Origin of the sequence: Bradyrhizobium sp. 132 (assembly GCF_023074185.1) — a bacterium.
In the GTDB taxonomy this organism is placed as follows: Bacteria; Pseudomonadota; Alphaproteobacteria; order Rhizobiales; family Xanthobacteraceae; genus Bradyrhizobium.
In genome coordinates this window covers 15,278-33,896 of record NZ_JADPKY010000105.1, presented here as the reverse complement: position 1 = coordinate 33,896, position 18,619 = coordinate 15,278, and the positions used below count along the sequence as shown (strand labels likewise).

At 60.0% G+C, this 18,619-nt stretch carries 16 protein-coding genes and 4 pseudogenes; 11 read left to right on the top strand and 9 right to left on the bottom strand.

Annotated features, from left to right (window positions below):
* Window positions 1-347: pseudogene (locus tag IVA74_RS21580) on the bottom strand (hypothetical protein); the annotation flags it as partial.
* A 224-nt stretch (window positions 348-571) separates the two neighbouring features.
* Between IVA74_RS21580 and IVA74_RS21575 the strand changes: the two are divergent.
* Window positions 572-1,162: pseudogene (locus IVA74_RS21575) on the top strand (sigma-70 family RNA polymerase sigma factor); the annotation flags it as partial.
* Between the two features lie 661 nt (window positions 1,163-1,823).
* On the opposite strand, the gene IVA74_RS21570 reads toward IVA74_RS21575, so the two are convergent.
* Window positions 1,824-2,780 carry a GlxA family transcriptional regulator gene (locus IVA74_RS21570; RefSeq protein WP_027568288.1) on the bottom strand — a complete coding sequence of 319 codons (957 nt, stop codon included), beginning with the start codon at window positions 2,778-2,780 and terminating at the stop codon, window positions 1,824-1,826.
* 148 nt (window positions 2,781-2,928) lie between these two features.
* On the opposite strand from IVA74_RS21570, the gene IVA74_RS21565 reads away from it, so the two are divergent.
* From IVA74_RS21565 to IVA74_RS21535, 7 genes are all read left to right on the top strand, one after another.
* Entirely contained in the window at window positions 2,929-3,801 is an 873-nt protein-coding gene (locus tag IVA74_RS21565; protein WP_247347900.1) for an alpha/beta hydrolase, read from the top strand.
* Window positions 3,798-4,250 carry a hypothetical protein gene (locus IVA74_RS21560; RefSeq protein WP_247347899.1) on the top strand — a complete coding sequence of 151 codons (453 nt, stop codon included), beginning with the start codon at window positions 3,798-3,800 and terminating at the stop codon, window positions 4,248-4,250. Before IVA74_RS21565 ends, IVA74_RS21560 begins: the two co-directional genes overlap by 4 nt.
* 42 nt (window positions 4,251-4,292) lie before the next feature.
* A complete protein-coding gene (locus tag IVA74_RS21555) occupies window positions 4,293-4,667 on the top strand; it encodes a hypothetical protein (protein ID WP_027568291.1) in 375 nt (124 codons plus the stop codon).
* Window positions 4,668-4,829: 162 nt separating this feature from the next.
* Window positions 4,830-5,228 carry a hypothetical protein gene (locus tag IVA74_RS21550; RefSeq protein WP_247347898.1) on the top strand — a complete coding sequence of 133 codons (399 nt, stop codon included), beginning with the start codon at window positions 4,830-4,832 and terminating at the stop codon, window positions 5,226-5,228.
* 114 nt (window positions 5,229-5,342) lie between these two features.
* Window positions 5,343-6,353, top strand: a complete 1,011-nt coding sequence (locus IVA74_RS21545) for a nitrilase-related carbon-nitrogen hydrolase (RefSeq protein ID WP_247347897.1) — start codon at window positions 5,343-5,345, stop codon at window positions 6,351-6,353.
* Window positions 6,350-7,309, top strand: coding sequence for an alpha/beta hydrolase (locus IVA74_RS21540; protein WP_346730965.1), 960 nt, complete (start codon window positions 6,350-6,352; stop codon window positions 7,307-7,309). The genes IVA74_RS21545 and IVA74_RS21540 overlap by 4 nt, the downstream gene beginning before the upstream one ends.
* 87 nt (window positions 7,310-7,396) lie before the next feature.
* Window positions 7,397-8,056: an NAD(P)H-binding protein gene (locus IVA74_RS21535; RefSeq protein ID WP_247347896.1), complete on the top strand. Its 660-nt coding sequence runs from the start codon at window positions 7,397-7,399 to the stop codon at window positions 8,054-8,056.
* Between the two features lie 424 nt (window positions 8,057-8,480).
* Here IVA74_RS21535 and IVA74_RS21530 read toward each other — a convergent pair.
* From IVA74_RS21530 to IVA74_RS21515, 4 genes and pseudogenes are all read right to left on the bottom strand, one after another.
* Window positions 8,481-8,986 (bottom strand): annotated as a pseudogene (locus IVA74_RS21530) (EmrB/QacA family drug resistance transporter); the annotation flags it as partial.
* Between the two features lie 87 nt (window positions 8,987-9,073).
* Window positions 9,074-10,054 carry an ABC transporter substrate-binding protein gene (locus tag IVA74_RS21525; protein WP_247347895.1) on the bottom strand — a complete coding sequence of 327 codons (981 nt, stop codon included), beginning with the start codon at window positions 10,052-10,054 and terminating at the stop codon, window positions 9,074-9,076.
* Window positions 10,055-10,247: 193 nt separating this feature from the next.
* A complete protein-coding gene (locus IVA74_RS21520) occupies window positions 10,248-10,427 on the bottom strand; it encodes a hypothetical protein (protein ID WP_247347894.1) in 180 nt (59 codons plus the stop codon).
* A gap of 210 nt (window positions 10,428-10,637) precedes the next feature.
* Entirely contained in the window at window positions 10,638-10,868 is a 231-nt protein-coding gene (locus IVA74_RS21515; RefSeq protein WP_247347893.1) for a hypothetical protein, read from the bottom strand.
* Between the two features lie 44 nt (window positions 10,869-10,912).
* Here IVA74_RS21515 and IVA74_RS21510 point away from each other — a divergent pair, with 44 nt between their 5' ends.
* The 3 genes from IVA74_RS21510 (at window position 10,913) to IVA74_RS21500 (ending at window position 14,092) form a co-directional block, all read left to right on the top strand.
* Complete coding sequence (locus IVA74_RS21510; RefSeq protein ID WP_247347892.1) at window positions 10,913-11,113, top strand: hypothetical protein; 201 nt, start codon at window positions 10,913-10,915, stop codon at window positions 11,111-11,113.
* Window positions 11,114-11,191: 78 nt separating this feature from the next.
* The gene (locus IVA74_RS21505) at window positions 11,192-12,286 is read left to right on the top strand and encodes an AAA family ATPase (RefSeq protein WP_249803793.1); all 1,095 of its coding nucleotides are present in this window, start codon (window positions 11,192-11,194) and stop codon (window positions 12,284-12,286) included.
* 480 nt (window positions 12,287-12,766) lie between these two features.
* Window positions 12,767-14,092 carry a hypothetical protein gene (locus tag IVA74_RS21500; RefSeq protein WP_247347890.1) on the top strand — a complete coding sequence of 442 codons (1,326 nt, stop codon included), beginning with the start codon at window positions 12,767-12,769 and terminating at the stop codon, window positions 14,090-14,092.
* 150 nt (window positions 14,093-14,242) lie between these two features.
* Here the strand turns inward: IVA74_RS21500 and IVA74_RS21495 are convergent.
* The 3 genes and pseudogenes from IVA74_RS21495 to IVA74_RS21485 form a co-directional block, all read right to left on the bottom strand.
* A pseudogene (locus IVA74_RS21495) lies at window positions 14,243-14,956 on the bottom strand (HAD-IC family P-type ATPase); the annotation flags it as partial.
* Window positions 14,957-15,674: 718 nt separating this feature from the next.
* Window positions 15,675-16,127, bottom strand: coding sequence for an ester cyclase (locus tag IVA74_RS21490; RefSeq protein WP_247347902.1), 453 nt, complete (start codon window positions 16,125-16,127; stop codon window positions 15,675-15,677).
* A gap of 554 nt (window positions 16,128-16,681) precedes the next feature.
* Window positions 16,682-18,583, bottom strand: coding sequence for a diguanylate cyclase (locus IVA74_RS21485; protein ID WP_247347889.1), 1,902 nt, complete (start codon window positions 18,581-18,583; stop codon window positions 16,682-16,684).
* Between the last annotated feature and the right edge of the window lie 36 nt (window positions 18,584-18,619).

Genomic DNA, 18,619 nt, shown 5'->3' with positions numbered 1-18,619 from the left:
TCGAACACCTGCAGCAGCAAGGCGCTCAGCAATTGCTCCGGAGGGATCGAAGGACGTCCCTCGCTGGCGTATAGCTTTCCAAGGCTGCGGTTCAAATCATTCAAAACATCCCGGACAAGTTCCCGGACCTTCCGCAGCGGATGGTTCGCTGGCACACGTTTATCCGGCGCGATGTACGAAAACAGGCCGCCCTGATCCGTAAACCTGCCGCGCATGATCGTCTCCGCCGATTCGAGATGATAAAGTGAATCATCAAGTCCCCTTCCTGGCGAGGGGTTTTTCAGCAGACTGCTAGACCAGAAGTCTAGAAATACGAACCCTCCGTAGGGTAGCGCGATCGACTCCATGCGACGCATCCTTGTGCTGTCTTGTCAAAACCAGGCGGAGAGGGAGGATGTCCATAAGCGAGGGACGACAATGCGCGCAGAGGCCAAATCGATTTCAGCACCAGCCTCCGGATATCCCTTCACCTAGCCTTGCGCCGACGCGCGCAACCGCGATCCTGCCTAAGTGCAGCGGCAAAAGTCGGAAGCCTTTGCCTGGGCAGTCCGATGCGGCCAACCATGGCAAGCTGGTTTATGCCGTCCATAATGTGACGGACTCGGAGCAAACTGTCTCCGACGAGATGCTTCTAAAAAGTGTTGCGGAGGGCGACAAAGCCGCAATGCACATTTTGTTCGCTCGTCACCGCACCAGGGTGCTTCGCTTCATCCAACGAACGGTCCGCAATTCAGGAATTGCAGAGGATCTGGTCAGCCAAGTTTTCCTCGATGTTTGGCGTTCTGCAAACAGGTTCGAAAGCCGGGCGCGAGTTTCCACATGGCTACTCTCGATCGCCCGCTTTAAAGCAATAAATTCCCTGCGAGAGCGAACGTGCGAGAATATCGATCAATACGATGTGCGCGGAATCGTCGACGCCGGCGACACGCCGGAAGAAGCACTTGATCGCAAGGAAACGAAGGGCATTTTGCTCGCTTGCATCAATAAGCTTTCTCCAGCTCATCGCGAAATCATCGACCTAATCTACTATCGTGAGAAGTCGGTCGGCGAGGTGAGCGAGATTGTCCGCGTCCCATATGCCACGGCGAAGAGCCGGATATTTTACGCGCGCAAGCAACTTTCGAGAATTCTTGTAAACGCCGGTTTCGAGGCCGCAGCGGCACGAACAAACCTTGGAAAGAGCGCAGCAAGATCGTCTCGCTTACTGCATCCAAATATGTGGGCGACCGCGAGCGTCAACCCTGAATGCACATAACTCGACAATTGTCCCACCGGAGAGCATATCATGAAGGCACTTACTTTGTCGGCCCTAGTTCTTGTTTGTTGCGTGGCATCGTCTCACGCCGCCACATCATCCGCAGCATTCAACGGATCTTGGAATCTGGCGTTCGTAACCCAGTCGGGGACGTGCGACCCGACCTACAATTTTACGGTCAACATTTCGAATGGAATCGTGACGCACCCAAACCTTGTGAGGTTCAGAGGTTACGTGCAAAGCTCGGGGTTCGTTCGCGCGTCCGTCGCGGTACAGGACAAGTACGCATCTGGATCTGGCCGATTGTTTGGCTCTTCCGGCAAGGGCACGTGGAGCGGCCGCTCGGGAAACGGACGATGTGTGGGATACTGGATCGCCCAGAGAAACTAAACGCCACAGAATCTCGACCGGCCGCTTCTGGCGCGAAGCTGTCGTTCGCTTAGTGAGTGTTATGGCATGATTTGATGTCGAACCCGGACGCTCACGTGCAAGCCGGATGACCGAGAGCGGCGTTCGGCGCCACGTCGTGTGTCTGCCTCAAAAACCTATATTTCTTGACAGCCCGAAGTCAGGCAGCCGCCGCCGCTTCCCGTCGAGCGTTTCTCCGCAATATCTCCGGTGGCACGCCGAAGGTCCGGAGGAATGCGCGACGCATGCGTTCGCGGTCCACGAATCCTGTTTCCTGCGCCACAACATTGACCGTGTGCCGCCCCTCTTCGATCATGAACCTAGCGGCCTCCAGCCGAAGCCGCTCCACGGCTTTTGCTGGAGACTGGCCGGTTTCGGCCAGAAAGGCCCGGCTGAACTGGCGGGGGCTCAGGTTGGCGACCGCCGCAAGCTCTTCGATCGTCAATGGGTTCCGTAGATTTTGACGGATGTGCGCCAGAACCAATTCGATGCGATCGGACTTCGGCGTCATGTCAAGGAGTGCGGAATGCTGTTTTTGTCCCCCCATCCGACGCTGGTTCATGACCAGAAGTCTGGCGACCATTTTCGCGGCTTCGGGACCGAGATCATTATCGATCAACGCCAGCACGAGGTCGATCCCCGCGGTCATTCCCGCCGACGTCCAGACCGGACCGTCATTGATGAAGATCCGGTCCTCCTCTGCCCTGACATCCGGAAACCGAGCCCTGAAGCTGGCAGCATGGGCCCAGTGCATCGTCGCGCGTCGACCATTCAGAAGGCCCGCTTCAGCCAGCACGAACGCGCCGCTGCAGATCGAGGCGATCCGCCTGGATGCTTTGGCTGCCTCTTGCACGAACGCGATCATGGTCGCATCGGAGGAAGGCATGTCCATCTCGGTGATCGAACCCACGATGACGGTGTCGAAGGCGGGATCTCCGAATGCCTCGGTTTCCAGCGTCATCCCTGAGGAAGACCGAACCGGACCGCCATGTTCTGACAACAAATGGATGTCGTACCGCTGGTCGGCCGGGGGCAGATTGACGATTTCGAATGCCGTCAGCGCCGCAAGGCTCATCAGCTGAAACCGTTGCGGCACGATGAAACCGACCCGATGCACTTTTCGCTCCTGTGGCACGAATGGTGGCAAGAACGACCTACGTCAGCCCCGCCGTAATCGCTAGAGTCCGAGCAACAAATCTCGCACTGGTTCCTCGCCGCTAAGCGACCCCCATGTCAGCGCTTCCGTGAGGAAGAAAGGATGATGCATGTCTTCCGATCACGCCGCCTTCGTCGAGCATCGCATTTCTAGGGGCGAAGGAAAAGTCTACGCTCGAGATTATGCGGGTTCTGGCCCGGCCTTCGTGCTCATGCACGGCTTCCCCGACAATCTGCACATCTGGGACGACCTGATTCCGCACTTGGTCGCCAGCGGGCGGCGCGTGGTGACGTTCGATTTTTTGGGCTTTGGCGCCTCCGACAAGCCCGCCGGCACCGTCTACAGCTTTAAGCAGCAACTTGGCGACCTTGAAGCGGTGGTCGAGGGTCTGGATCTGGGGACGATCGTCCCGGTCGCTCACGATTCCTCGGGGATGGCGACGCTCAATTACGCGCTCACCCATTCGGACGGTGTCGATTCCGCGATCATGCTCAACTCGGCCTATAGCGAGGACTCCACGGTTCTTTGGCCCGAGATGATCACGCTGTTCGCGACCCGGAGCATGCAGGCCCTGGCCGTGGCGATCGCCCAGAGCCCCGAACAGTTTGGCTGGCTGCTGAGATGGCAGCAGAAGAAATTCCTGGATTCTTTGCCCGAGGCGCAAAAGTCCCATTTCAGCGCGTTCATCGGTCCGCTGATCAGCGACAACTTTATCGTCCAACCTGGCGCCGGTCCTGCCTTCGTGCAGTTGGCGGCGGAATTCTTCGATGAACATGCCCGAAACGCAAAGCATCTGACGGCGCTCAAGACGCTGGATATTCCAGTCAAGCTGATCTGGGGACGGTACGATCCTTACTTCCCCGCCGCCATGGCCGAGCGGCGCCAGTCTCAGCTCAAGAATGCGTCCCTCACTTTCATACCGGCAGGTCATTGGCTGCAGGCCGACGAGCCCGCGCAAGTGGCGAAGGCGATGCTGTCATGAGCCGCGTCCTCAACAAGCTCGCCGTGAACGCGACCCGCTTGACCAGGCTCGCCTGCTTCGGCGCCCTCGTCGCGATGTTCGTAGCGATCAGCCCGGCCACTTCGTCCGCTCAGTCGGCGCCGCCATCTTCGGGCCTTGACGTGCCGACCACCAAGCTGCTGGCGATCGGCACCTTCACAGCCAAAGGGACGCCGGACCAGTGGAAGCCGCTCCTTCCTTCTGAAGTGCGCGACACCGTACTGCTCTATCTAGCTGGGAAAATCGACCAATGGTACCTCAAGCAGGACCAGAGCGGTGTCGTGTTCATGATGAACGTCACCGATCCGAAGGAGGCTCTGGAACTGCTGGGCAGGTTTCCTTTCGGCCAGGCGGGGATGATGGAATTCCAGATCATCCCGCTCGGCCCGATCGCGCCGCTTCGCGTGCTTTTGACCGAGCCTGCGAAGTAGTTCGCGGCGCTCCGGACCAATCTATCAAAAGGAATTAGCAACATGCCCGACAACAAGAATCCGCGCGTTCATGCCGAGATACTGCCCGCGCTTGCCGCCGTCGTCGTTCCGACAACCAAGATCCTGGCGATCGGGTCGGTCACGGCCAAGGGCACGCCCGCGGCAATCGCACCGGTCCTGCCCCATGAGGTTCGTGCGACGGTCCGCAATCATCTCGCTGGAAAGATCGAGCAGTGGTTCTTCCAGACGGAGGGCTACGGCGTCGTCTTCATCGTGAACGCGACCAGCACTGCGGAAGCGCACGAACTCCTAGAGAAGCTTCCTCTTGGCGTGGCCGGCATGATGGAATTCGAGCTGATCGCTCTCGGCCCGCTTGCGCCGCTCGCCATGCTCATCGGTGAGCCTCCGCGTTCGTGATGCGATCCGCAAACCGCGTTGGGAACTTGGTAGCGCCCCAGACTCCATCAGACCGCATTCGTAGCTTCGTGACTACCCGATCGCTCCGCTTCGGATGCTTTTTACGGATACTGCGAAGTCGTTCGTGGTCCCCCTACCGATTTGCCGAGAGCAAGCAGTAAAATGCCTGACGTCAAGAATCCGCGTGTCCATGCCGAGATATTGCCCGCGCTCGCCGCCGTTGTCGCTCCGACAACCAAGATCCTGGCGATCGGCTCGGTCACGGCGAAGGGCACACCCGAGGCGATCGCCTCGGTCCGCCCCCATGAGGTTCGCGCCACGGTTCGCAATCATCTCGCTGGAAAAATCGAGCAGTGGTTCTCCCAGACAGAGGGCCGCGGCGTCGTCTTCATCGTGAACGCCACCAGCACGGCAGAGGCGCATGAACTCCTGGAGAAGCTCCCACTCGGCGTCGCCGGAATGATGGAATTCGAGTTGATCGCTCTCGGGCCGCTTGCGCCGCTCGCCATGCTCATCGCCGAACCTCCGCGTTCGCATTGCGATCCGCGGGTTTCGTTGTGAGCTGGGTGGCGCTCCAGGCTCCATCGCCAACCGATTGAGGTCGACCGGGGCATGGTGAAGCCATGTCGGGGACCAAAGATTACATCAACAACCCGCCAAAAAGGACCCGCCACGATGTCTGTTGTCAAAGCCGCGGCCGTGCAGATCAGTCCCGTTCTCTACAGCCGGGAAGGCACTGTTGGCAAAGTGGTCAAGAAAATCATCGAGCTTGGGCGCCAAGGCGTCCAGTTCGCGACCTTCCCGGAAACGGTCATTCCTTACTACCCCTATTTTTCCTTCGTCGAAGCGCCCTACCTTATGGGCGCGGAGCACTACAAGTTGCTCGATCAGGCTGTGACCGTGCCGTCTGACGCCACCAGGGCTATCGGTGAGGCCGCGAAGCAAGCCGGCATGGTCGTCTCCGTCGGCGTCAACGAGCGCCATGGCGGCACGATCTATAACGCGCAACTCCTGTTCGATGCCGACGGCACACTCATCGAGCACCGTCGCAAGATTTCTCCGACCTATCCTGAACGCATGGTCTGGGGTCAGGGCGATGGCTCCGGGCTGCGCTGTGTCGACAGCGCCGTAGGGCGCATCGGTCAACTGGCCTGCTGGGAGCATTACAACCCGCTGGCCCGCTACGCCTTGATGGCCGACGGCGAGCAGATTCACTCCGCTATGTATCCTGGCTCGTTCGCCGGTGACGGTTTCTCCGGGCAAATTTCAGTCAATATTCGCCAGCACGCACTGGAGGCCGGGTGTTTCGTGGTCTGTGCGACGGCCTGGCTGAACGCTGAGCAGCAAGCTCAGATCATGAAGGATACCGGCTGCAGCATCGAGCCGATCTCTAGCGGCTGCTTCACCGCGATCGTCTCTCCAGAGGGCGCATTGATGGGCGCGCCGCTGCGATCGGGCGAAGGCGAGGTCATCGCCGATCTCGATTTCTGGGCTATCGACAAGCGCAAGCGCCTGATGGACTCGCGCGGTCACTACAGCCGCCCGGAGCTGCTCAGCCTCATGATCGACCGTACGCCGAAGTCTCATGTGCATGAGCGCAACGCGCATCCAGCGCTGAAATCCCTAGACCCGGCCGATCGGCTGGAAGAAGTCGACTCGCGTCGGGTAATGGCAGCTACCTCATGACTTCACGCCGGCATCTTCTTCTCACTGGCGGCGGTCTCGTCGCCGCGCTCGGCCTCCCGAAAGCGGCGCTCGCGGACGCGACGAAGGTCGCCCAGCCGCCAGCCCACCAACCTGCTCACAAAGGATCAAAGCTTATGACGACCGCGACAATGAAAGACGGTGCGAAGGTCTACTTCAAGGACTGGGGTGCCGGTCCGGTCGTAACCTTCTCCCATGGCTGGCCGCTCACCGCAGACGCCTGGGACGCCCAGATGCTGTTCCTGGCGAACCACGGCTACCGCGTTATTGCTCATGATCGACGCAGCCATGGTCGATCGGATCAGACCTGGACCGGCAACGACATGGATACTTATGCCGACGATTTCGCCACACTACTCGAGACGCTCGACGTCAAGGGTGCGACGATGATCGGCCATTCGACCGGTGGAGGCGAGGTGGCGCGCTATATCGGCCGCCATGGCACATCGCGTGTATCGAAAGCAGTCCTGATTTCCGCGGTACCTCCCCATATGGCGCAGACGCCCACCAACCCTAACAGCACGCCGATGAGCGTGTTCGACGGTCTGCGCGCGAGCCTGCTTGCCGATCGGGCGGGGTTCTTCAAAGAACTGGCAATGCCGTTCTTTGGCTATAACCGTCCCAATGCAAAGGTTTCGCAAGGCCAGATAGACTCTTTCTGGCTTCAGGGCATGATGGGGAGCCTTCAAGGCGAGCATGACTGCATCAAGGCCTTCTCCGAGACCGATTTTACGGATGATCTCAAGAAGATGACGATCCCAACCCTGCTGCTGCAGGGTAATGACGATCAGATCGTTCCTATCGACATCGCGTCCCGGCGTTCGGTGAAGATCCTGCCAAACGCGAGCCTGAAGGAATATGCCGGTGCTCCACATGGCATGTGCGTCACCCACGCCGATCAAGTGAACGCAGACCTGCTGGCCTTCCTCAAAGGATGACGGGGACGAAATCCTCCTGCCGATCGACCGGCGGCAAGAGCGGATACGTCGCGCGGAAAAGCATATTCATTCTGAGTGAAGCGAAAGATGAGCAAGGCACAACATGAACTTCCGATTCTCGTGACCGGGGCGGCTGGACGGATCGGCTCGGTGGGCCGCTCAGTGACGGAGCTGCTTCTCGCCCGTGGGTTCCGGGTACGGGCGCAGGTTCGTGTGGACGACGAGCGGGCCACAAGGTTGCGCGCGCTCGGTGCAGAAGTCGTGGTTGGCGATCTACTCGATCTTATGGCGGTACATCGGGCGATCGAAGGGTGCGAACGTCTCTGCTTCGCAATGTCAGTCGCGTCGACCTATCTCGAAGCGGCTGTCAACGTCGCCGTCGTCGCGAAGCATCATGGCGTAAAGGCGTTCGTCAATCTCTCTCAGATGACCGTCAACGAGATGGACATCTTCAATACGACCCCCAGCCCACAGCAAAAGCAGCATTGGTTGGCGGAGCAGATATTATTCTGGTCCGGGCTGCCAGTGGTGGAAGTACGACCAACGGTTTTCATGGAAGGGCTATTGCTTCAAACCGCGAAAACCGTCTCCATGCAGGACAAAATCATGGCACCCTTTGGAAGGGGCAAGAACTCAGCCATCTACTTGCTGGAAGACAACTTCAGATACTGCAGCTCGGCTCGGCACGCGTTACTGAATTCTCGCAGGGGATCCAGGGCACCGTTCTCCATGGCGGCTCTGACCTGAGCCAAATCTCTGTTCGGCTCGAGATAGGTCTCGACAATACTGCGGATGACAGTTTCGCCGCTCGCAACCACGGCCTCCGATGACAGAAACCGCATTTTTCCAATTTTCGCGTAAAGACCGACGAAATCGCTAGGCTGAGGGCTGTTATGGTCCAAAGCGTGGGCGTGGAGACGCGAAGCTTCGTCAATGAAATCACCGTACAAGGTTTCGAGCTTTGCTGTGTGTCCTGCGATCTGCTGGGCTCGCAGCTGCGAGCGTTGCCCGAGCAGGGTCGAAGCCAGCGACGTGACGCCGCCGAGGGCGGAGCCGGCCAGCGCGGCAATGGCGGAGACTAGTGCGGAGTTCATGGTAGGGCTTGCCTGTTCGACGGTTCTGAATGGCGGCTTCCTGCAATGTCTCAGGAAGCCACTACTTGTGCGCTCATTCAATGACCGATGGGAGCTGCGCCGCCCGGCTTGACGTTGCGCAGCATCAGCGCAAGCGGAATGGCGGCAAGCGAAACCAGCATTAGTACCCAGAACACGTCCATATACGCCAACAGCGCCGCCTGCGTCTGTACCGTCTGGCCGACCCACCCGATCGCCTGTTGTTGTGCGGTGGCGACCGAGCTGCCAAGCGCCTCGAAGTAAGTCGTGGCTTGCTGTAGGGTGTGCTGGTATTGGGCGCTCGAGGGCAGGACATGCTCGATCAGCCTGTTCTGGTGAAACTGTTCGCAATGCGATAGCACATTGGACGCGAGCGAAACGCCGATCGAGCCGCCGGTATTGCGCGCCGCATTGATCAAGGCTGAGGCCTGGTCGTCTTCTCCGGCGGAATTCCATCATAGGACGCTGCCGTGATCGACAGGAAGATAGGCGGCAGGCCGACGCCGAGCAACATCCGCGATTCGGCGAAGGACCAAAAGCCCACGTCGCCATACAGTCTGGTCAAGTGGAGAGCGCGATGATGATCGCGCCGGCAATGATCAGTAATGGCACCGCCCCAACGGTAGCGATGGGCCACTAGGCGACATTGCGTTTATTCAACAACTTCGTCAGCTTGGGTGAGTAACGTCGCCGGAACGATTAGACCGAGTGCTTTTGCGGTCCTAAGGTTGATCGAAAGCTCGACCCGCGTGGGCTGTTCGACGGGCAAGTCACCGGGGCGCGATCCCTGAAGAATCCTTGCGACGTAATAGCCTGACCGGACGAAGAGACGACGTCTCGATGCGCCATAGGCGAGTAGACCACCAATCCCGACGAATTCTGGTAATGTTGCGAAGCTTGGGATGCGGTGTTTCTCCGCCAACGCAGCGATTCGGTCGCTCAAATCAAAAATTCCAGAGTCTGACATGATTTGCAGCGTGTCCGGGCGTTGCGCGGCGAGCTCGGTGAACACGTCATCTATCGCTCCGGGTGTTTTCAGTTCGGCTGGCAGAACTTTCATATTAAAGGCTTCAGCTTGCGTTCGAAGGTTTTCGAGAAAATACAAATGAGTTGGATTGCCTGAGTTAAAGAGAGCTGCGATCTTCGTCGCCGCGGGGACAATGATCCGCTGAAATTCGAGAAGCTTGGTTGTTAAATCTTCTTCGAGGTTTGCGAGACCCGTTGTGTTCCCAGCTGGTTTTGAAAGGCTCGCGACCAAGCCGGCCCTGACCGGGTCGTTGATCGATAACATGATAACGGAAACGGACGGGTTGAGCTTCTGGGCGGCGCGAACCGAAGCAATCGTATGGGCGAGTATGATGGTGGCACCTGTTTGAGCCAGCTCGTGCGCTAGTGCTGGAAACTTTTCATATTTTCCTTCAGCGTATCGGCACTCGAGCGAATAATCGCGCCCCTCGACTAAGCTAGACTCAGATAGTCCTTGTTTGATCGCTTTGATCAGATTCTGCGTGTAAAGCGATGTAGGCGCACCGCTGACCAACAATCCAATTCGTGCCGGCAATTTTTGAGCATGTGCTGCGAGCGGCACCAGAGCTACGATTGCAGATACTCCAAGAAACTCACGTCGTCTCATGACATGACATGCCCCGAGGTCGCCTCGCCGCAAGATCGATACGATAGGGGAAGGTAGCACTTTACATGAGAACACTCCATGTCTGCCTCCGGTCAAAGGCGGCGGTCTGCAACGGAGGCGAGGACTTCTGCTCTACCCCAGACTCCAGACCTGCCGATTAGCGTAAGGAAGGTAGGCGACTGCTGGGCCGGCCTCAATCCGCGGACGGCAATACGGCCACGCAACGGGCGCGGTCCCAGACTTGAATAGCGAAGCCATCCACGTATTGCTTCGCTTGGGTAACGGCAGCGTCATCGTCTTCGCGATCGACGATAACCGGGGGCCCCTGAATGTGCCCATCTTTGTCAAACCGATAAAGGCGATATTCCGCCATAGTCGGCACTCATGCGCGGGTTGTGATTGCGCATCCTCTACTCAGAGTTCCGTCCGGCGCAACAACATTTGAGAGCCTAAAATCAAAAATAGGCCGCTCCGGAATCAAACGCCGCAGACACCCGACATGTCGGCGGCCCTTACCTTATTCAGCTGACGGCCACGAGCGGAATTCATGTAGCTTGAATGAGAGGCCTGCAACGAAGGGGGCTTACTTCATTTTTCGAGACCCAATGCTGATGAAGTAGATCGGTTTGCCGGCTTCGTCCATCACCTCTAGGCTCCATTCTTCGCCCGGCCGGAACTTGCCATCGACGTCCTTGAACAGAGCGCCTGCAAAGGTCGTGGCCTCCCGCCATGCCGCTTCGTCGTCCGGCAACTCTTGGCCTTGCTCGTCCTTGCTTGGCGCGACGTTGTGGACGTGGAAGAAATATCGGGGCATGTTCGAAGAATGCGAACCAGACGTGCCGGTTCCTATGGTGCCTCATGACCCCGGAAGAATATCTAACACTGGCGGAGCTATATCGGGAAGCGCTGGAAACGGCCAAGGACGCCTTCGTACGCCACCATCTGGAAGCCATGGAACGGACCTACCGGACCTTGGCCGATAGCGAGCGGGCGTTGCCCAAGTCGGGCCGGCTTTCTGATGCCTTGGACAAGCTGGGCGATGGCGACAAAGCAAAATAGGCCACTGCTGAAATCACTAGGCAAAGTTAGAACTGATCGTCAACACGGAATTAGCGGGCGTCATGGTCCGCTAATGGAATGGTCCGGCCGTGCTCCGGCCCTGCCAGCAGGACAAGCTGGCAAGGGGCGCCCAAGACAAGGAGCACGCCATGTCTCAGAAACTCGACACTTCGCCCGCCGTCATCGGCATCGAACTGCGTCAACGCCCTTCTCGAGGAGGTCGATGGCGTGCGCAGGCGGGAGGGCGTGTTCCTGATCGGCTGCACCAACCAGGTCGAGGCCTGCGACCCCGCGTTGCTCCGCGCGGGTCGCTTCGAGAACGTGGTGCGCATCGGTCCGCCTGAGCCGGGCGAGCTCGAAAAGATATTCCGGGTGCGCTTGAAGGGCGATCTCGTCGCAGTCGACATCTCCGCCGTCGTGGCGTCGGCTGCCGGCATGACCGGCGCCGACGCTGAGCGGGTGGTCAAGGAGGCGCGCCGTGTGGCACGGCGCGAGAACCGCGTACTCCGGTTCGACGACCTCCGGCGTGCTGTCGTCGGCGACACCGACATCTCGGACGAGCAGCGCTGGCGGACGGCGGTCCACGAAGCAGGCCACGCCGTGGTCGACGTACTCCGCTTCGGTGCCGACGGCGTCGTCGCCAACACGACGCGCACGGACCAGCGGCTCGGGATGTCGATGCGCACGGCTACGCTCGCGTTCGACGGCACGGCGACCGCCTATCGCTTCCGGATCGAGGTCCTGCTGGCCGGCCGCGCCGCGGAGGAAGTTCTGCTCGGCGAGCCGTCCGACGGCGCCCGGGAGGATCTCGCGGAGGCCACCAGGCTTAGCTGCGCGATGCTGGGCGGACTGGGGCTGGCAGGGCCGTCGCCCTTGACGCATCTCGGCGACCTGCGCCGGGCCGAGGAGTTTCTCCGCTACGCCGACATCCGGGCAGCGGCCGGCATCGAGCTCGCCGAGGCGGATCGCACCTGCCATGACTTGCTCGAGGCTAACCGGTCGGCGCTGATCGCGGTGGCGCGCCAGCTGTTCGAGCGGAGCAGCGTCGTCGGCGCCGAGATCGCGGCGCTGCTTGAGGCTGCCCCTTCGAAGGAGGCGCCGAAGCCGGCGACGTCGGAGCGCGGCGCCTTCCTGCGACTCGTCGACGACCCCGGCCCGAGCGAAGCCCCGTGATGGAGGCCAGCCAAAGGTTGAAGCTTGCCGCAACATGCTTGTGATGGCGGCTCCCCCCTGGTCTTGCACTTGGAGGTAACGATCACTTCTGGGCGAAAAAGTCATGCTGGTCCATAAGCGACTGTTCTGACGTAACTTCTCTCCAGCGAATGATGGCAACTGTAACGATGAATTCGGGGAAGGTCACGATAGATTCCGGATGAGGTAACGGTCGGATCGAGGTCTGTAACGATTGATTACCGGTTTGGTCGCGATCAATTCGACGAATGTAACGATTGAGTTCGAGCTCCCGTACGGGAAGTGACCACATGTTACCGGTTGGCCAGCGCACGCTCGGCGTCGGTGCCGCTGCCGGTGACCTTCCTTGTCGGGCGCGACGGCTTGGACTCGGGATTTGCAAGGCGCCGTGCTCATACTGTGACCCGGCCGGGACAAGCGCAGCCCCGCCGGTCTCAGAATCAAGAGCGCCGACCAAACGGGATGCAGATCACCATGCACGAAGACAGCCTCGACCTAGTTTTCCCCTACAGAACGTATGTCGACTTGGGCCAGCCGATCGAAGGGGCAGCATCGGAAAGCCCGTTCGACGGTTTTGCCGGCAAGGTCGGCCAACAAGATAGCCAGCCGACGGGCCGACAAGACAGCGAGCTAGGAGGCCGACAAGACAGCACGGGTCAGGCCGATAATAACGAGGGTGGCCCCCTGGCGGCGGTGCTTAAGGTCATCGCGAGAGGCGAGCGGTGCTGTGCCCTTGTTGCCGATCGCGTCGTCAATAAGAAGACGGCGAAGGACTACAAGGGAATCTTCGTGCGGATGTTGAAGGCGGGTAGCCTTGATCCGTTAGCGGTCGGTATTTCGTTCGACACCTTCTACTGCCGTCGTGCCGCCCTACACTACGGAGGGGCGATCGCCATCGGGAAGCTCACCGCGTGCGTTCGCGCGGCCGTCGAACAGCAGGACGATGCAAGGGTGGCCGATCTCGGGCGGATGTTGCAGGTCCTGGTGAATGCGATCGAGATTGCTTTCGAACGCGACCCTCCCGGCAAGCCGGACCTCCTTCCGTGGGAAGGTCCCAGCTCGCGCTTCCATCAGATGGCAATGGCGAGCGTGACCACGCTCGCGCGAGGAGCAAACAGCAAGAAGCACGTTCTGGGGAAACTGGACCGGGCCTGGGACCAGCAACTCTGGATGAAGGCAGTCGAAGTCGAGTTCTCCCACCTGCTTCCCCTCGCGGTCCATTTGACGGTCCCGGTTCGGCCCGAAGAAATGGTCCCGGGCGACCGGCCGAAGGGGTGGTCGGCCGGCATCCGCCTCGACTTGCCGGATCCGCGCCGCCTCGAGATCCGCTTCATGCCTGTGAAATCGCACCAAGGCCTTTATGGCACCGAGCTCACAACGGTGGTCGTCGACCCGACCGTTGCGGACGAGCCGGCCAAATACCTCGCCGCGCGTTGCCGCGAGGCGGGCGGCCACATGGTCGTGAGCGTCAAGTCCAAGAATTCTGTGCGTAAGGCGATCAAGGTTCTCGGGGAAAAGACGTTTCCGGAGGGCGAGGTGACAATCACGCCCAGCGTGATGCGCCACCAGTTGATCGCAGATCTCAAGAAGACGTTCGGCGCCGGCGAGGAGGTTGCTGCAGCCTCGGGACATGGAACCGACCGGACTCAGGCGAAATACGGATACCTTCAGCACGGACGCAAGCGCAGGGGTTACATCGGCTTCTTGAGTGCCCGGACTCCCCGTGCAGGAAACATCGAGCGCACCAAGCTGTTCTCTCAAGAGAAGGGGCCACGTCCCAAGAAATAGAATCGATACGAGTTGCCCCAGTGGCCACGCCGCACGCTTGGAACCGGCTGACGAGATCGCCGTCCGGGTCTAGGATGCAGACGTCGGGCACGTGTAGAGTTGCCAGGCCCCGCTATCGCCGCGCTTCACGCAGCAGCGCCGAGGGCGAGATCACAGCGTCACCCGCAGCCGCAGCGCATTGCGCACGACGCTGACCGAGGACAGCGCCATGGCTGCGGCAACCATGATCGGAGACAGTAGCGGGCCCAACGTCGGGTAAAGGATGCCGGCCGCGATTTGAATCCCGGCGGCGTTGTAGATGAACGCCAGGAACAGGTTCTGGCGGATGTTGCCCATGGTCGTCTGCGAAAGCCGGCGGGCCCGGACGATGCCGGATAGATTGCCGCCCAGGAGCGTGACGCCGGCGCTCTCCATGGCAACGTCGGCACCGGTGCCCATCGCGATTCCGACTTCCGCCGCCGCGAGCGCCGGCGCATCGTTCACGCCGTCGCCGGCCGTGGCGACGATGCGCTCCTGAGCGCGCAGCTTGTTTCACGACCGCGCTCTTCTGGTCCGGAAGCACCTCCGCCTCGACATCCGGGATGCCCAGCCGCTTGGCAACCCCTTTCGCGTCGTGCGGTTGTCGCCGGTGAGCATGATGACCTTGATGCCCTCGGCCGCAAGCGCCTTAAGTGCCGCCGGCGTCGACTGCTTGACGGGATCGGCGATCGCGAGGACGCCGGCCAGCTTGCCCTCGATGGCAATGTTGATGACCGTCGCGCCTTCGCCCCACAGCGTCTCGGCCTTCGCTTCGAGCGCTGCCGTTTCGACGCCGAGGGAATTGAGGAAGGTGGCATTGCCGAGGATCAGGACTCGGTCGTTCTGCTCCTCCGCGCTCAGCGCAACTGGTAAGTCTCCGTTCGCGACGGAAGAACCACGGAAGAAGGAGGGATGAAAGGCTCTTGATAACCAAGATTGGATCTCCAAGTAGGCCTCCGGCATGCCCGCCGGGGGCCTTTTGTTTGCTAACGACATCCAACCTGACGAATGTATCCATCCGCCGAAGGGTCGTTCTAGCGTTGCGGAAATGAACCGGGTTGTTCTGAAGAGGTCGAAAGTCTGCATCTTGTGTTCAGCCGGATGGTGCTCGCGGATGTCTCTCTGCTGCGCACGGCGGATTTCGCGGCCAAGGATATTGGGCTATACGCCGGCCGTATCACGGCGTCGCTCGCAGTTTAAACTCCAGTGATTTCTTCGGTAGTCTGCGGCTGATGGAGGAACGGCAGCGCGGCGAATGCCGTTGGCCATGCTGACGATAGTGTCCCTCCTACACTTGCCTCCGCCACTGGCGGAGGCCTTTTCCTGTAGAATAAGAACTTAGCTTCCGCGGGTATGTTCTTCGCTCAGCGGAGACGAATATTTGTTACCGTCGCGTCGGACGCGAGTCTCTGCCGACGCCTAGCGCCACAGTTGCGCTGATGCTGCCCGATTCATATCATTGGCAAAGCCGCCCCGAATTCCGGCCAGACCGCCGCTGATGGTGCGCCGGCGCTATTGGTCGATGTCAGGCCTACCGTTGCCGTTCGTTACATTAGAAATACGCCTATGCGGCAGCCTTGATAAGTCCAAGCTGTGTCAAGGCCGCCACACCATCGTCGAGGCCGATCTCCTCGACAATCTTGCCATCCTTAAGCTTCAGGACGGTCGTACCGGTGAACTTCATGTTGCGCCCTGTGTTCGCAGGCAGTGATCCCGCCAAAAAGTCGCCGAAGGCCGGCCCGGTGTGCGTGCCACCACCTTCCCAGCGTCCGACCACGTAATCGCCTTCCGCGATCAGGTCAGCCGCACCCCAGAAGTTGAGGTCCGGAAACGCCTTTCGAAAGTCGGTCATGAAGGCTTTGATGTCGTCGCGGCCACGACGAGGTTCGTGAAGCGAATACTGCAACAGCATGTCCGGCGCTGCGAGTTCGTCCACGATATTCAGGTTGCAGGTCGCTCCCCAAAAGTCTGTAAACCAGCGACCCACGATGGCCTTGTTGTCACTTTCCTTCGACATGTAGCTAATTCCTCTGTTTGTGTTTTCAGTTCGAGTGGACGCCTTGGAGACGGGATCGGGGCCGGCTTGGACCATGCCGTCGGCACGGATGTGCAGCCCAGACTGAGGATCAATCGCCAGCCGTTCGAACAGCTCTCGCAGTTCTGGTCGGAGGCCATCTCCACAAAGAGCTGCGATAGAGTGAAACTTGTGCATGTCGTGCTCCTATGTGCGCCCGCCCACGATAGGATTTCACTCAGAGCGATCCACCCGATTTCCGACCGGCCGCTGCGCCAAGACAGGTCGGCTTCGGGTCACAGGCTGACTTCCGTCGCCGACTTGACTTGGAGTCGGCTTATCTCCTGAAGGGAGACATAGTGGCTGTGTAAGTGGAGGTGCGCAACGGGCAGAAGCTGACCTCATGAAGCCACCGAGATAGTACAGGATCAAGCTGATCGAACTGATTTGCAGTCGCGCGATGAGAAACGATTAAGCATCCTGGTCGTGAAACTACGGAGGCGCTGCTCACCTGAGCTCGCGCGGTGAGCATTGGGCCGACTTCGACCAATCCGACGCTAACCGGCGGGTCTCACCAGCCTGATGCTGGGTGTTTCGGCTGCAGCACAGACCCGGTTGCGCCCCTGCTCTTTGGCCAAATACAATGCGCCGTCGGCCGCAGCCAGCATTGAAGCCGGGGATGTTCTCGCATCGCACTTGCCCCCTGCCGCCCCGACGCTGGTCGTAATGCACCCGTCGGGGCTTCCTTGATGCGCGATGCAGAGGTCGGTGATCGATTGACGGATGGTCTCGGCGACTGACTCGGCATTGCCGGATGCCGTCTCGGGGAGAAGAACGGCGAATTCCTCGCCACCGTAGCGCGCAACCAGATCGGCCGGCCTTTTCAGGCAGGACGCGATGGCCTTCGCAACGTGCCGGATGCAGTCGTCGCCCGCGGAATGACCGTATGTGTCGTTGAAAGACTTGAACTTGTCGATATCGATGAACAGCACGGAAAGGGGCGAGCCCGAACGCTGGCACCGCTTGAATTCAGCATCCAACAACCGGTCAAAGCGCCGCCGGTTCGCAATCTCAGTGAGGGGGTCGGTTTCGGAGAGCGCCTTGAGCTGCTCGTTTGCGGCGACGAGTTGCTCCTCGGCAGCCTTGCGCTTGGAGATGTCCCGGATCACGCCGATGATCTCCGGGCCGGGCTCGTCCGGATCATCGACATAGTTCATCTGGGTCTCGACCCACACGTAGTTGCCGTTGCGGCAGCGCGTCAGATACTCCGCGGTTCCCGTCGGTGTCTGCGGCCCGAGTTCCGCAATCAGACTCTTCACGAGATCCCGGTGGGCCGGGTGGATGTTGGAATAGGCGGGCTGCTGCAGAACTTCCGAGGGCGTCCAGCCGAGGAGCTTCTCGACCGAGGGGGAGATATACAGTCTGTGACCGGTCTGATCGAACCGGGTAACGACGTCCTCGACGTTTTCAGCGAGCAACCTGTATCCACGCTCTCGCTCGCGCAGCAATCTAGCCAGCACCGTGCGTCTACGGATCTGCTTGGCCAATACCAGCCCCAGAGCGATCAGGATCGTGGACACTGCGCCGCCTAGCAGGAAATCAAAGTTCCGATCTCGGCGCCAGGCCTCCAAGACAGCGTCCTCGGGAGTCGCGACGCTGATCACGATTGGAAAATCGGACGCCCTCTCATAGGCAAATTGCTTCACGCGGCCATCAAAAGGCGACACGATGGAATACAGGCCCGTTTCGACCTCCTTGAGGCGGCTCACAAACAACGAGCTTCCCGCGACGTCCTTGCCGACCTGATCGTCGCGGCGATGGACGAGAACCTTGCCGTTCGTCTTCATGAGTGTGACGGAGCGGTCCTGGTCTGCTTCGAATCCTTGGTAGAACGACCTGAAATACGCAAGATCGATAGCAGCAAACACCACGCCTCCGAACGAGCCGTCGCCATTCGCAAGCCGCTGGGTCATCAGGAGGGTGGGCCTTCCCGTGACGCGGGAGATCAGCGGATCGCTGATGCGGGGCGCCGCGTCTTCATGGTTGGATTGATGGTAGCGGAAATACTCGCGATCGCCGTTGTTGACCGCCGGCACGGTTTCGAACGAAGAAAACATCCAGTCGCCGGTCTCCCCCAGCACTCCCAGTTCGCGCGCCTGAGGAATGTTCTTCGCGTATTGAGCAAGCAGATCGTTGATTTCGGCCGACGCACGCGCGGATTTGTCGGAATGCCGGATGTACTGGCCCGCTCCGAACAGCGCGAGCGCCACCGCGTTGAAACTCTTTGAGGCGTGCTGTGCGAGAGAATGCGTGAGCGCCTGGGTCTCGGATCCGGCCTTGGCGAAGGCGAGCCCTCTTTCCTGCATGGCCTTCCAGGTGATCATGGCCCAAAAGCTCGCAAGCGTGAAGCCGAGCAGCAGCGCTATGATCGTTAATGGTGACTTTACAAACTTCGGCACGGCCTGACTGTCCTGTTCGGGTAGTAGAATGGACGC

What these genes read in the sequence shown, in the direction of transcription:
- IVA74_RS21565 (WP_247347900.1), top strand. Translation starts at nt 2,929, where the DNA reads ATGTCTTCCGATCACGCCGCCTTCGTCGAGCATCGCATTTCTAGGGGC.
- IVA74_RS21560 (WP_247347899.1), top strand. Translation starts at nt 3,798, where the DNA reads ATGAGCCGCGTCCTCAACAAGCTCGCCGTGAACGCGACCCGCTTGACC.
- IVA74_RS21555 (WP_027568291.1), top strand. Translation starts at nt 4,293, where the DNA reads ATGCCCGACAACAAGAATCCGCGCGTTCATGCCGAGATACTGCCCGCG.
- IVA74_RS21550 (WP_247347898.1), top strand. Translation starts at nt 4,830, where the DNA reads ATGCCTGACGTCAAGAATCCGCGTGTCCATGCCGAGATATTGCCCGCG.
- IVA74_RS21545 (WP_247347897.1), top strand. Translation starts at nt 5,343, where the DNA reads ATGTCTGTTGTCAAAGCCGCGGCCGTGCAGATCAGTCCCGTTCTCTAC.
- IVA74_RS21540 (WP_346730965.1), top strand. Translation starts at nt 6,350, where the DNA reads ATGACTTCACGCCGGCATCTTCTTCTCACTGGCGGCGGTCTCGTCGCC.
- IVA74_RS21535 (WP_247347896.1), top strand. Translation starts at nt 7,397, where the DNA reads ATGAGCAAGGCACAACATGAACTTCCGATTCTCGTGACCGGGGCGGCT.
- IVA74_RS21525 (WP_247347895.1), bottom strand. Translation starts at nt 10,054, where the DNA reads ATGAGACGACGTGAGTTTCTTGGAGTATCTGCAATCGTAGCTCTGGTG.
- IVA74_RS21520 (WP_247347894.1), bottom strand. Translation starts at nt 10,427, where the DNA reads ATGGCGGAATATCGCCTTTATCGGTTTGACAAAGATGGGCACATTCAG.
- IVA74_RS21515 (WP_247347893.1), bottom strand. Translation starts at nt 10,868, where the DNA reads ATGCCCCGATATTTCTTCCACGTCCACAACGTCGCGCCAAGCAAGGAC.
- IVA74_RS21510 (WP_247347892.1), top strand. Translation starts at nt 10,913, where the DNA reads ATGACCCCGGAAGAATATCTAACACTGGCGGAGCTATATCGGGAAGCG.
- IVA74_RS21505 (WP_249803793.1), top strand. Translation starts at nt 11,192, where the DNA reads ATGGTCCGGCCGTGCTCCGGCCCTGCCAGCAGGACAAGCTGGCAAGGG.
- IVA74_RS21500 (WP_247347890.1), top strand. Translation starts at nt 12,767, where the DNA reads ATGCAGATCACCATGCACGAAGACAGCCTCGACCTAGTTTTCCCCTAC.
- IVA74_RS21490 (WP_247347902.1), bottom strand. Translation starts at nt 16,127, where the DNA reads ATGTCGAAGGAAAGTGACAACAAGGCCATCGTGGGTCGCTGGTTTACA.